10 protein-coding genes are annotated in these 13150 nt (G+C 55.0%); 5 read left to right on the forward strand and 5 right to left on the reverse strand.

Going from position 1 to position 13150, the window contains the following annotated elements:
- Nucleotides 1-185: 185 nt before the first annotated feature.
- From RBB47_RS18680 to RBB47_RS18695, 4 genes are all read right to left on the reverse strand, one after another.
- Nucleotides 186-890 carry a carbon monoxide dehydrogenase subunit G gene (locus RBB47_RS18680; protein ID WP_305987392.1) on the reverse strand — a complete coding sequence of 235 codons (705 nt, stop codon included), beginning with the start codon at nt 888-890 and terminating at the stop codon, nt 186-188.
- A 258-nt stretch (nt 891-1148) separates the two neighbouring features.
- Nucleotides 1149-3392, reverse strand: coding sequence for an EAL domain-containing protein (locus RBB47_RS18685; protein WP_305987393.1), 2244 nt, complete (start codon nt 3390-3392; stop codon nt 1149-1151).
- Complete coding sequence (locus tag RBB47_RS18690; RefSeq protein ID WP_305987394.1) at nt 3392-4993, reverse strand: sensor histidine kinase; 1602 nt, start codon at nt 4991-4993, stop codon at nt 3392-3394. Before RBB47_RS18690 ends, RBB47_RS18685 begins: the two co-directional genes overlap by 1 nt.
- A gap of 315 nt (nt 4994-5308) precedes the next feature.
- Nucleotides 5309-6196, reverse strand: coding sequence for a LysR substrate-binding domain-containing protein (locus RBB47_RS18695; RefSeq protein WP_305987395.1), 888 nt, complete (start codon nt 6194-6196; stop codon nt 5309-5311).
- Nucleotides 6197-6304: 108 nt separating this feature from the next.
- Between RBB47_RS18695 and RBB47_RS18700 the strand changes: the two genes are divergently transcribed.
- From RBB47_RS18700 to RBB47_RS18710, 3 genes are all read left to right on the forward strand, one after another.
- Complete coding sequence (locus tag RBB47_RS18700) at nt 6305-7465, forward strand: PLP-dependent aspartate aminotransferase family protein (protein ID WP_305987396.1); 1161 nt, start codon at nt 6305-6307, stop codon at nt 7463-7465.
- An 83-nt stretch (nt 7466-7548) separates the two neighbouring features.
- A complete protein-coding gene (locus RBB47_RS18705; protein ID WP_305987519.1) occupies nt 7549-8448 on the forward strand; it encodes a DMT family transporter in 900 nt (299 codons plus the stop codon).
- Between the two features lie 450 nt (nt 8449-8898).
- The gene (locus tag RBB47_RS18710; RefSeq protein ID WP_305987397.1) at nt 8899-9645 is read left to right on the forward strand and encodes a FadR/GntR family transcriptional regulator; all 747 of its coding nucleotides are present in this window, start codon (nt 8899-8901) and stop codon (nt 9643-9645) included.
- A 26-nt stretch (nt 9646-9671) separates the two neighbouring features.
- Here the strand turns inward: RBB47_RS18710 and RBB47_RS18715 are convergent, their stop codons facing one another.
- Entirely contained in the window at nt 9672-10481 is an 810-nt protein-coding gene (locus RBB47_RS18715; RefSeq protein ID WP_305987398.1) for an alpha/beta hydrolase, read from the reverse strand.
- Nucleotides 10482-10625: 144 nt separating this feature from the next.
- On the opposite strand from RBB47_RS18715, the gene RBB47_RS18720 reads away from it, so the two are divergent.
- Both RBB47_RS18720 and RBB47_RS18725 read left to right on the forward strand, forming a co-directional pair.
- On the forward strand, nt 10626-12206 hold the full coding sequence (locus tag RBB47_RS18720) for an acyl-CoA synthetase (protein ID WP_305987399.1): 1581 nt from the start codon (nt 10626-10628) through the stop codon (nt 12204-12206).
- On the forward strand, nt 12203-13069 hold the full coding sequence (locus RBB47_RS18725) for a hypothetical protein (RefSeq protein ID WP_305987400.1): 867 nt from the start codon (nt 12203-12205) through the stop codon (nt 13067-13069). Before RBB47_RS18720 ends, RBB47_RS18725 begins: the two co-directional genes overlap by 4 nt.
- The last annotated feature ends 81 nt before the right edge of the window (nt 13070-13150 follow it).

Here is a 13150-nt window from a genome sequence, read left to right on the forward strand (position 1 = left end):
CGTACGGTCCTCAACATCCGCCGAAACAGACTTCCCGTTCAAAACCATCGATACCTTCGACATAAATTCCTCTCCCTCGTAAAGGCTCTCTTGCAAGGAACAACTTATTGATTACGCGTCATAATCCTGTTTTTGCCTTGCCGGTACTTTCAAAACATCATCAAACCAAATGCAGGGTGACCAGGTCAACTGGCAAGCGCCAGCACCAGGATCAGCACGCCCAACAGGGCCAGGCCCCAGACCACAGGACCACCAAATGCATTCCGGCCTGCGGCAGCTTCAAGGTTCTCCTCCGCCTTGTGGAAGGTCTCCTCAACCGCATGCTCGGCTTCCTCGATTGCGTGCATGACTTCGCCAGGCGTTTCTTCAATCGCGATCCGTTTGGCCTCTTCGGCGACACCGGGATCGATATCTTCCTCCGTTACCGGAGCACTTTCGGGCTGTTTGGACCCAGCCGGTACCAGTTCGGCAAACTTGTCAAAAAACTCTCCCGCCATCTTTTTTGCGGTGGAGTCAATCAGACGGCTTCCCAACTGGGCAAGTTTGCCCCCCACCTGGGCCATTGCCTCATATGTTAAAACGGTTTCATCGCCCTCTTCGGCCAGACTGATGTCAGCGGAGCCTTTCGCAAATCCGGCGACACCACCCTTGCCTTCTCCGGTGATCGTGTAGCTTTCCGGCGGTTTAAGGTTTTCGAGCGTAACGGCGCCTTTGAACTTCGCCTTGACCGGTCCGATCTTGGTCGTGACCTGGGCATTCATTTCCGTATCCGACGTCTTTTCGAGACTTTCACAGCCTGGAATACAGGCTTTGAGGATCTCCGGATCATTGAGGGCTTCCCAGACAGCCTCTCTTTTTGCCGGTATCCGGTGGGAGCCGTTCATGTCCATTTTGTTCTCCCTCTTTTTGCACCTTGTCTAATTTTGTCAGTAGCTTGGTGGACATTGAAGGGGAAAACCACCGTCAATGCGCGTGCGATGCAGACCTATGAGAGCGTGCTTCGTTCCGAAATTCAATAACTTATGTATCGCGGGCAAAAGATTTTACGGGTGCCGCGGTCCCGCACCGGGCATAACTCAGTCCCATGCGCGAGGACTCATGACGGCCTCCTGCGCAACGGTCATGTCTGACGTCTGGTTGGAAGGGCTTTATCCGACTGCGAGGTTTGGAACGCGTGAGTCCTGGATGAAGGCATTCAACTCGGCGTTAGTGAGTGGCTTTGCATACAGATACCCTTGCAAATAGTCACACTGAAGGTCGCGCATGATCTCTCGTTGCTCTGCCGTCTCGACGCCTTCCGCCGTCACGCTTAGATCGAGCGCCTGCGCGACAGCGATGATCGACTTCACCACCGCGAGCGCATCGGTATCCTGGTCCATGTTCATGATGAAGCTGCGGTCGATCTTGATGCCGTCAACCGGCAGCTTCCGAAGATAGCTGAACGAGGAATAGCCTGTCCCGAAATCGTCGATCACCACCTTCGCGCCTTTGTTGCGAAGCCAGGTCAGCAGCGACATCGTCACTTGGTCATTGCTGATGAACAAACCCTCGGTCACTTCAAAAACCAGCCTGTCGAGGCTCAGATCGGCAGCGGAAGCCGCATCTTCAATGTCCTTGTAAATCCGGTTGGCCTGAACCTGCCTCGGAGAAAGGTTCACGTTCAGCCTGACATGTCTCGACAAACCGTGTAGCCGGCTGAATTCGGAAAATGCGGACTTGAACATCCAGGCACCGATCTCGGTGATCAATCCGCTCGCCTCGGCCGCTTCAATCATGCGGGCCGTATTCAGGAAGTTTCCGGACGGAGTTCTGAACCGCATCAGCGCTTCGAAAGCGGCAATGCTCTCATCGCTGGCATGCATGATCGGTTGGTAGTTGAGCGAGAATTCCGTTTGGTTGCCCGATCCGGTCAAAAGAGATGCAAGCCTTAGTCTCTCGAATGCGGCCTCCTGCATCAGCGGATGAAAGACCGCGTGATTGGTGAGTCCTTTTTGCCTGACATCGTTCAGGGCAATCGACGCATACCGAACGGTCTCCTCAGCACCTCTGATCTCGCCGTCAGCGGCTGCAAATCCCAGCCTCAACCGCAACGTAATCTGGTTTTCATCCAGCGTGATCGGTTCCTGGAAGGCGTCCTCGATACGCGCGACAACATCCTGGATCTTGTTCTCTTCGCCGCCTTTGAGAAGAATAAGGAACTCGTCCTTTTCTTTGCGGGCGATCGTAAGCGCGTCCGGAAATGTCTGCGAAAGCCTGTGACCGGTTCGCTTCAAAACGGCCCCGGCGCGTTCATCGCCGATGCCATCCACGATGACCCGAAACCGTTGAATGTCGGAGTGTACGACCAAGAGCGGCCCATGCTTGGCCGAACATCGTTGAAAGGTCTCAAGGAAACCGGAAAACGTCGAAAGACCGGTAACCCGATCAACATAGGCAAGGTTGCGAATGTGCTCAAGAAGGCCCGTTTTCTCGTAACCAAGGGCAACATTCGAAACAAAGAGCTGAACGACTTCAGATCCGACAAGCTCTTCAAGCACGCTTTCAGACAAGCCGACGAAAAGTGCACCGGCCAATCCGTTTCTGGTGATCAGTGGCAGCGCGACGCCGTGGGGCGTTGACACCGTTGCCTTGCTTTCTGTGCATTCCGTGACGTTCTTGCGGATCAGGTCGTCGCCGATAACCTCGATCGGTAGATCAATCTTGTCTTCGAAAGCACCTGTCGCTGATAGAACCCTTACTGTCGAAAGATCGGCACCGCCATAATCCGGAAGCGCTTCCAGACCGCACAACATGGCATCGAGCGGCTGCCCGACCAGGTCGGCAAGATGCTCCAAGACCGCGGCGGCGAATTCGCTGAGGGCGTTCTTTTCCACAATCGCAGTAAAATGCGCGTTCAGCTGACCCAGTTTCTTCCGGTTGGTTTCAAGGGACATCACGAGCTTGTAGCCACGCAGCGCGGTGACAATTGCCGTAATCAGTTTCGTCCGCGAGAGCTCGGCCTTTTCGGCATAGCCATCGATGTCGAACTTCATGATGACGTCAGTCTGGGGCGCGTAGCCCGGCTGTCCCGTCCGCAAAATAAGCCGTGTGAAGTTGTTGCCGAGCTCCGATCTGATCCAGCTCACCAATCCCAATCCGGCGGTATCGCTTTCCATGACGACGTCGATCAGCGCGACGGCAATATCGTCACGTTCGATAAGGCACTGCCGCGCCTCCTGCGCCGATAACGCATGCAGCAACTCAAATGCCCGGCCCTCGAACAGACAGCCGTCGACTGCAATCCGGGTTACTTCATGCACGTCGGGGTCATCGTCGACAATGAGGATCTTCCAGGGAGACTTTGTGCTCTGCCGGATGTCAGGTTCTGAAGATGCAAGAAAATCCATCGCCATCAATACACCTTCTTTCCTGCTTCTGTTTTTGTTTCAGAAGACGCTTTGACAGGGAGTTCAATTGTGAATTCGGTTCCGGCGCCCACTTTGGACGACACATTTATCGTCCCGTTCAGTGCTTCGGTCACCAGCTGATAACAAATCGCCATTCCCAAACCAGAACCACCCTTGCCGAACTTGGTCGTGAAGAATGGCTCAAACACCTTCTTCAGGTTTTTTTCAGGAATTCCAACGCCATAATCCTTGCACGTCAGGACAATCCTTTTGGGTTTTGCATCGTTCCCGCTGTACTCCGACGGCGACACGACCCTTGACGACAACTCGATCGTCCCTTCGCTGCGTCCCTCGTAAGCATGCTTCATGGCATTCTCGACAAGATTGGAAACGAGCTGGCTCACCGCGCCGGGGTAACTTTCAACGACTTCTTCGGCATTCAGCTTCAACTCGACCTTGAACGAGGTCTTTTTCAACGTCGGCAGAAGGGTCGCAATCGTCTCGCGGATAATGTGATCGAAATTGAACGAACGCATTTTCTCGCTTTGGCGGTCAACCGCGACCTGCCGGAAATTACCGACAAGCTCTCTCGCCCGTCCGAGCGTCTTGTCGATAATGCCCGCAGTGTCTGATATGCGCTGCACTTCGCTCTCCAGCATTTCCTTGCTGAGACGCTGCTGCTCAAGCTCGGTTTTGAGCAAACTTGTGGAATCCTGGATTGTTGTTGCCGCCATCAGGGCGTTTCCGAGCGGCGTGTTCAACTCATGCGATACTCCGGCCACAAGCGCTCCGAGCGCTGCCAGGTTGTCCGCTTGGATAAGCTCCTCCTGCACCAGCTTGAGCTGTTCCGTGCGATGTGCGACGAGATCTTCAAGATTGGTCTGGTATTCCTGAATTTTCTGTAGGTCCAAATGCCTGCGCTGCACCATGGACTGAAGACTTTCCGCAAGGATCCCGATTTCATCGTCTCGACCGGGCATCAGCTGAGACGTCGGCGGGTCCTCGATAAGCCTTGGTGTCGACAGATAATCGACAATGGCCGACAAAGGCAGCCCGATCAGGCGCCGGAACACCATCCGGATGACGACCGCAAGCAGGAGCAGATAGACAATGATCGCTGCAACGATGTAACCAACGGTCGAAACGATTTCACGAGAAATCATATTTCGGTCGAGAAGGATGAAAACCTGCCCGATCGCATCCTTGTGCAAGATCGTGCTGGGAGAATTCAATGTGTAGCTCAGCGCATCGCCCCGGCGAAGGCCCTCGACCGGTTCCCCGAAGTCCCCCGTGTCAGGCGTTTCCACCCAGACACGTTCCACGACCTCAAGACTCTCAAGACCGCGAATTAGCTGGAGCGTAGCATCGGCATTGACCGTCCAAATTGCTCTTTCGAACGGACGCTTTGTCGCCTGAAAGAAGGCTTCGGTCACACGGATCGCACGCGCGTGCGCATCGTCCCAGGTGATCTTCGTCAATATCCCGATAAAGACGAGCCCAAGCAAAGCGAACAAGCCAAGAGTATAAAGAATGAAGGTCCGCGACAGACTGGCATGACCCACTTCTTTTGGAGCGTATGGCAACGACGCACTGGTGCTGATACTCAAGACAGTAAGTCCGTATTACTCAGTCTTTCCCTCAACTGCGTAGTGTGCGCAGGTTTTCTAAATTTTCCATAAAAATCAATTGTAAATAAACTCAGTTCGACGTCGAATTTGCGCTCGAAATTCTTGAAACATTTTGGAACTTGTTTGCGTGTCCTCCGGATTTTTACGGCAAACCGGCAATGCTTGTAAATTCGCCCGGCTTGAGCGTGTTTACTTGTGCGCAGAGCGACAAACGGTTTGGCATATTCCTTTTGGAGACGCGAAATTTGGAGGGGCATCGCTAAACGAAAGCCTGACATTCCCTTTCGTCCGCGGTCAGCCCGCAGTGTTCCTGAGGTTGAAGAGACACGTGGTGAAGTCCCTCACCAGCTTCGATTTTTGCGCATCAGGCCGGAACAGCAGGAACGAGCGAAAATTGACCGCAGGTGTGAACGGGCGCACCACCAGCCCTCTGGCAACAAAACCGTCAACTACCAGCGGATTGACCAGCGCTATCGCATCACCTGAAAGCGCCAAGGCACACGCCGTCGTCGAAGAAGGTGTTTCCACCACATAGTCGGGCGTAACGCCTGCATCATTCAAGATCGCATCAAACCGGTGGCGTGCCCTATCTTCCGGTGCCAACCCAATCATTGGCTGGCCAACCAGGTCTTCTTGGGCGAGCGTGTCCAGTTTTACCAAGGGATGATTGGGAGCCATGGCAATGACGCCGGAAAACCCGCCAAAGTGGGTCGTGTCCAGTCCGGAGCGATCTATTTCATCAGCTGCCAAACCGACATCGAAGTTACCATCCACAACCTGGTTGCGAACCTGCGCCGAAGGCAGGATGTGAAGCGTTATCCGGACGCGCGGGTTCTTCAATCTGAAGTCCTGAATTGCCCGCGGCACCAGCTCCGCTCCGAGGGCTGAAAGCGAGGCAATTTTCAAATGCCCCGAGCCGTAATCCCGGATCGCCGCGGCGACGGACCTCAACCGATCCATGCCTTTGAAACTCTCTGACACCTCCCGGAAAAACAATTGACCTTCGGTGGTTGGAACCATCCGTCCGCGCACTCGGTCAAAGAGTGAGAAACCAAGGGATGCCTCAAGTTCGGCAATGCTTCTGCTGATCGCCGGCTGCGTAATTTGCATCAACTCAGCTGCGCGAACCGTCGATCCCGAGATCATCAGATTGTGGAAGGCTTCAAGCTGCCTGAACTTCATGCTCACGTCTCACAGGATATAAAATTTAAGCATAGAATTATGCCTAACTATAAATTGTTTGCCAAAGAGAATTCTGCTGTAGTTCGCCGAGTTTTGAGAGGAAAAACCATGCGCGACGCTACAAAGTGCACGATACATCCCAATGTCGACCAATCTGAATTTTCAAGTCTGACGGTCCCGACCTATCGCGCATCGACAATCGTGTTCGATGACGCTCAGGCTTTTGCAACGCGTCTTGAGCGCGATCTCGACAGCTATTTCTACGGCCTGCACGGAACACCAACCACGAGAACGCTTGAGGCACAGCTTACAAGCCTTGAAAACGGGCTGCGCACAGTCATCGTGTCGTCCGGTCAGTCCGCAGCGACGCTTGTTTTCCTGAGCGTTCTTTTGCCGGGCGATACGGTCTTGATCCCCGACAATGTCTACCCGCCCGTTCTTGAGTTTTGCCTCGACTACCTGCAGCCGCGGGGCATCCACCACAAAATCTACCGGCCCGACGGCAAAACGATCGAAGAGCTGATCGACCCTTCGGTGAAACTGATCTGGGCAGAAACCCCGGGATCAACCACAATGGAGATGCAGGATTTGCGCGCAATTGCGGCGCTTGGAAAGAAGCACGGCATTTTGACCGGGGCCGACAACACTTGGGCGACCCCTCTTTACTTGAAGCCGCTAGATCTCGGCATCGATTTTTCGATGCAGGCGCTTTCCAAATATGTTGGAGGACACTCGGATCTGTTGCTCGGGTCCGTTTGCGTAAACGACCTGGAACTGCGCAGGAAATTGCGTGACACAATGCGCATGCTGGGCATCGGCGTTGGTCCGGATGAAGTCGCCCTTGCTTTAAGGGGGATCGAGACGATGGGCGTTCGGCTTCAGCATGCGGGCAAGGTCGCGTTGAGCCTCGCTGAAGAATTGTCCGCACGCGAAAATGTTGATCTGGTTTTGCACCCTGCCCTACCGGATTTCCCGCAGCATGAGCTCTGGAAACGCGATTTCTCCGGGTCAAGCGGCGTCTTCAGTGTTGTGCTGAGTGCGAAACAGGAAGCCAATCTGGACGATGGCCTGAACCGGCTGAAACTCATGGCAATCGGTGCAAGCTGGGGCGGAACGCGGAGCCTTGTTGCACCGGTGACCATCGGGCAAGGCCGTAAATTTGCAAATGCTCAACATCAAAGAACAATCCTGCGGATTAGTATTGGTCTAGAGGACCCTGAAGACCTGCGCACTGAACTTGGCAATCTGTTCGACATCTTGTCTAACTAAGAAAATATTTTCTTTGTGTGTGCGGCACCGGTTGAATTGAAATGACGATGATCCTCGCAAACCCTGCGCAGCCCTTCCGCCACATGCTTTGCCATTTGCTGAAACGGCTGCGAGCAAGGTGGAGTACAATCAAATCTAGTGGCCCAAACGCAAGGTCCTATGCCCTCGTCGCTGGAGCTGTCGTTTTGTGGGCGAGCTGGCCAGCGCTTGCAACGGCGGTAAGCCCTGCACCACCGCTCCTGGTTCTGGGTGCCTCGGCCTTGATCGGCTCTGTGCTTTCTTGCTTTCTGGCGGTTCAACAAGGCAGGTCTCAAGCCTTTGTGTACGTGCCGCTGAAAACACTGGTCTTCGTGGCGATCGGATTGATGGGCAACAACGCCTTCTATCTCGCGGCCATAGCGCGAATAGGACCAGCTGAAGCGAATGTCGTCCATTATCTCTGGCCGGTTTTGTTTGTCCTGCTGGCCTCTCTGTTACATCGGCGCATGCCTTCCTTGTTGCAAACGCTCGGAATAGCCTGTGGTTTTTTGGGCGTTGCAATTGCCCTGTCCCCAAAGATGGCCGGAAACCTGGACGTTTTTGGCGCCTTGCTTGGTGTCTGCGGCGCCTTGACTTTCGCAGCCTATTCGGTCGGCCGTTCGCTTGCGAAAGTTGAAACGGATGTTGTCGGCCCGTCACTCGGGCTTGCCGGGGTGTGTGCCTTGGGCGCACATGTCTTGCTTGAACCTATCTATTGGCCATCCGCCAAGGAATGGTTCGTGATTGCACTTATGGGAATCGGGCCTTTCACGGTCGCGAACGTGTTGTGGGACAGGGCAACACGTGCCGGCTCCACGGCAACGATCTCCAGCCTTGCCTTTCTAACGCCTCTGGTCGCTATGGGTTTGCTCGCTGCTTTTGGGCTCGGACAGGTCGGCATAGCCGTGGTTGTTGGAGCGCTTTTTGCGATTGCCGGTGCTTTGCTGAGTTCAGGTTCCAAATAAGGACATACCGTTACGGGACTGGCGAAACCCGGGCCATATGACCTCCTGGCACACGGTCCACCGCACTGATGACCACGACCTGAATGGCACATCTTCCCTGACCTCTCCCTGCTCACGAGGCGTCAAACCGCGCTTCGCCAAAAGAGCGCGTGCCTAACCGCGCCGCCTGGACCGAAACGATGTGATCCGTTGCATGTTTTTCAATTCGGAAGCCTCGAAAATCTTGTTTTCAATCGATAGTAAATTACGCACAAAGCAATCAGGATTACTCGGCGACACTCTCAGTATTCACCAGACAAGCTAAGCAAATACAGCCTCTGATTGCGCTTCCAGAGTGAATTTGCAAAAGCTTTGCGTAGCATTTCCGTACATTTTCTCGTATTAATAATAGTAGTGGATCTATTCCACTCAGCTTAGACGCACATTAGTTCGCGCAACCGAGCCGGTAAAATGACAGAACCAAACCGCTCATTATTCGAACTGCCGGAAAAAATCCTGACGTCACTCCCCACAGGAGCCGTCAAGGACACGGTCGAACATCTGGGGCATCGCATTGCCCGCGGAGACTACGCGACTGGCTCGACGCTTCCCAAGGAAGGTGAGCTCGTGGAAGCCATTGGCGTGTCCAGAACGGTGATACGTGAGGCAATCAAGGTCCTGTGTGGAAAGGGACTTGTGAGAACCGCGCGCCGCTACGGGTCAAAGGTTTGCCATTTCAATGAATGGAACCTGCTGGATCCCGATGTGATCCGCTGGCACACGCCCGAATGCCCAATGACGGCCAGGATCTATGCAGAGGCCACGCAACTTCGGTTCATCTTCGAACCGGAAGCCGCATCCCTGGCTGCGGCAAACGCAAGCCAGAGACAGCGCGAAACAATCCTGTCGGCAGCAAAATCCATTCGATCCGATCTCGGTGAAAAGGCAATGATCGGCGCCGACTATGCATTTCACTCCACGATCCTGCAGGCGAGCGGGAATCTCATGCTCGCCCAGTTCCAGAACCTGATTCACGCGGTCCTCGTCAGTTCCTACGCTGCCGGGCGGGACGGTGTTCCTGAAGAACGCCTCTCAAGAAGCAATCACATCAAGGTCGCGGAAGCCATCCAGGCAGGGAATGGCGAGCAGGCCCGCAGCCGCATGATCGAAATGCTGATGCTCAACCAGGAAATCGCAGAGCGCATCACCAAGACTTAAGCTCAGCATAAGTGCCATCAATGCGCTTAGCCGGAAACCAGCGTACGCGTCAGATCGCTGTTTGCGTCAAGCAACCCGTCGATAACGTCGAAATGGTGCTTTTCCGGGTCGATGTGAACGGTCGCATTTGCCCAGGCCTCCGCCAGCAATCGGGACTGGCGAATAAATTCCGGACGCTCTTCGGCCCCAACCCAAGCCGTAACGGGGCAAGTGGAAATCGGCTTCTGCAAGGCGGCACTTTCGGATGTTGCCCCCGTCTCCGTAAGCTTGAAGTGTTCGTTCATTCGGGTGTTTCGCAGCGGCCGCAGGTCATGCAGTCCGCTGATCGACACAGTCTTTTCCAGCCGTTCAACAAGACTTGTAACCAGTGGCGTGTCCGCACACAGCATGCGGGTGACCAGGTGGCCGCCGGCAGAATGACCCGACAAACGGATCGGCCCCCTGACACGTTCACCGGCGACACCAATCGCAACGCCTATCTGTTTTGTGATTTCCGCGATGTCTGCCGCCGGCGACAATTCGTAACTCGGCAGACAAACCGTCCAGCCATGTTTCAGCGCCCCATGGGCAAAATGGGACCAATAGCTCTTGTCGAACCGCAGCCAGTAACCGCCGTGAACGAAAACCACCAGTCCCTTGGACGTTACTTCGGGATAAAAGAGGTCAAGACGCAGCCGCTCCTTGTTCCCATAAACAATGTCAAGTTCCTTGCCGGTCCAGTCGGTTCTGAACGCCTTTGCGTCCGCAGCCCATCTGTCCGGATAGTGTTCAGCTCCCTGGATGTGCGCGGCGTTGGCATAGGCATCGTCCCAGTCGGTAATACAGATGTCTGTCATGAGCTGTCTCCCGAGTGGAACGCGGCTTTCGGAGCAAGGGTGTTGGCAGCTTGGAATGAGACGCAAACGGCGCGCCTTGTCAAATCGCACCTGAGCATCCTAACGTCGCGCACAACGCTACCGGGAAAAGGGAATGATCGGTCAATGATGGAGCGCTGTTCTAATCGCGTAACCAACCTGGCGCATTATCTGACCAGAAATGCGATGCGCTGGCCGCAGCGCCAGTCAGTGGTCTGGGAGGGGCGGACCTGGACATGGGGCGAGCTCGACCGGCGTGTTTCGGCACTTGGCAATGCGCTAACGACCGAGTTCGGGATCAAGAAGGGCGACTGTATTCTCGTTCAGGCGCAGAATTCCAACCAGATGATCGAAATCATGCTGGCTGCGTTTCGGCTCGGAGCGGTTTGGGTCCCCTGCAATTTCCGGCAGGCACCGGCCGAAACGGCCTACGCCGGACAAAAAGCCAAAGCGAAACTCTTCATTTGCGACGCGGAATTCGAAGATCAAGCCGACGCTGTCCAGAACGGTCAACCGGATCTGGTTGGAACAATCTGCATCGGGGCGAGCCGTTGCGGCGAAAACTATGAAGAGCTGATCGCCCGCTTTGACGGATTGCCGTTCGAGAATGCGGCAGTCGACTACGATGATCCCTGCTGGCTGTTTTTCACCTCCGGATCCACGGGACGGCCGAAAGCGGTCGTGCTCACACACGGCCAGATTGGCTTTGTCACCGTGAACTATCTGGCGGATCTCCTGCCAGGAACCAGCGAACTGGACGCATCGCTCGTGATTGCGCCCCTCTCCCACGGCGCTGGTTTACAGTTGATCGCCCAACTCCCCGTGGGCGCAGCACATGTCCTCATGCCGGGCGGCGGTTTCAGTCCTGCTGCTGCATTCGAACTGATCGAAAAACATCGGGTCAGCAACTTGTTCACTGTCCCCACAATCGTAAAGCGCCTCGTCGAAGATCCTGCCGTGGACCGGTTTGATCACTCCAGTCTGCGCAACGTTATCTATGCCGGTGCTCCCATGTATCGGGAAGACCAGAAGCACGCGCTTGAAAAACTCGGCTCTGTTCTGGTTCAGTATTACGGCCTTGGAGAAGTGACCGGGAACATCACGGTTCTGCGCCCTCAGGATCACCAAATAGACGATGGACCTGACGCAAGGATCGGCACGTGCGGCACCGAGCGAACCGGGATTGAAGTCAGCATTCAGGACGATGAAGGCAACCTTTTGCCCGCAGGACAAACCGGCGAGGTTTGCGTCATCGGACCCGCTGTTTGCGCCGGATATCTGGAGGACGATGCTGCCAACACCAAGTCCTTCAGAAACGGCTGGTTCCGAACCGGGGACATCGGGCACATGGACGACCAGCGGTTTCTCTATCTCACAGGACGCGCATCGGACATGTACATATCCGGAGGGTCTAATGTCTATCCGAAGGAAATCGAGGAAGTGCTGCTGGCACATCCCGATGTTTCGGAAGTTGCCATCCTCGGGATCCCGGACCCGCACTGGGGTGAAATTGGACTGGCCGTCTGTGTGCTTCACAAGGACAGGCCCGTTGTCGAAGCTGAATTGTCGGAGTTTTTGAGCGGCAAGATCGCTCGGTACAAGATGCCAGCGCGATACCTTTTCATCGAAGCAATGCCGACCAGCGCTTACGGAAAGATTACAAAGAAACTTGTTCGCGAGCATCTGACCGAGCGGGGACTGATATGAGACGCCCTGCCCCATTGTCGCTTTCGCAAATCCGGCATCCAGGGCCGAAATCGACCGATCGGCATCCGTTTGTCCTTTGCAATGCGACGCCGGTCAAAATCGACTTGCCGGCGGGCGTACAACTCCAGAGCTTTCTGGGAACCTGGGCAGAAGAATCCGGTTTCGCTTCGGCGATACTGAATTTCAAGTCTCTCAGGCTGAAGTCCTTCGACTACGTCATGCCGGATCGTGCGGCGGATGACCGCCATGTGGCCTGGTACAGCGAGACCAGACGCTCCGCCGGTGCCTATCTTGACGATTCTGTTGCGGTGCTCGGCCGGAGAGACGGGAACTGGTTTGCCCATGTGCATGCCTATTGGTCCGAGCAAGGTGCAAACCACCTCGGGCACCTGCTTCCGCACACCATTGAGACAAGCGATCGTTCGCAAATAACCGGCTGGGGTCTCAAGGGAGCGATGTTTGAGGCGGCGGAAGATCCGGAAACCGAATTCACCCTGTTTCGTGTCAAAGAACATCCCGAGACCTCCACGCAAGAACCAGTGAACGCCCTGATTGCGACTTTGGCACCCTTTGAGGACCTTTCTGCAGGCGTTGAAAAGCTCGCTGAGAAGCTGACAGCGCGGCGATATGGCGTTCACGGCCTCGGTAGTCTTGCCGGGACCGAATTTCTGGACAGCTCTCCCATGACGGGCCTCATCTCTGAAATTCTTCTGCTGCCGGAGGCCGGGTGTCATGACGACAATCAATTGTCTTTGCCGGTTCGATGCGTTGATCTTGAAGGAAACCTGTTTCGCGGCACCGTCAAGCCAAACACGGCACCAACTCTAGTGACCTGCGAGCTTCTGATCAAAAAACTCGACTGATGTTCTCGTAATATTTCCTTGTGCCTGGGGCATTCCCGAAACCAAAGCATAGAACAGTAAGAGAACATTTACCCTTGCAGA

The organism is Roseibium sp. MMSF_3544 (genome assembly GCF_030732845.1).
Classification (GTDB): domain Bacteria; phylum Pseudomonadota; class Alphaproteobacteria; order Rhizobiales; family Stappiaceae; genus Roseibium.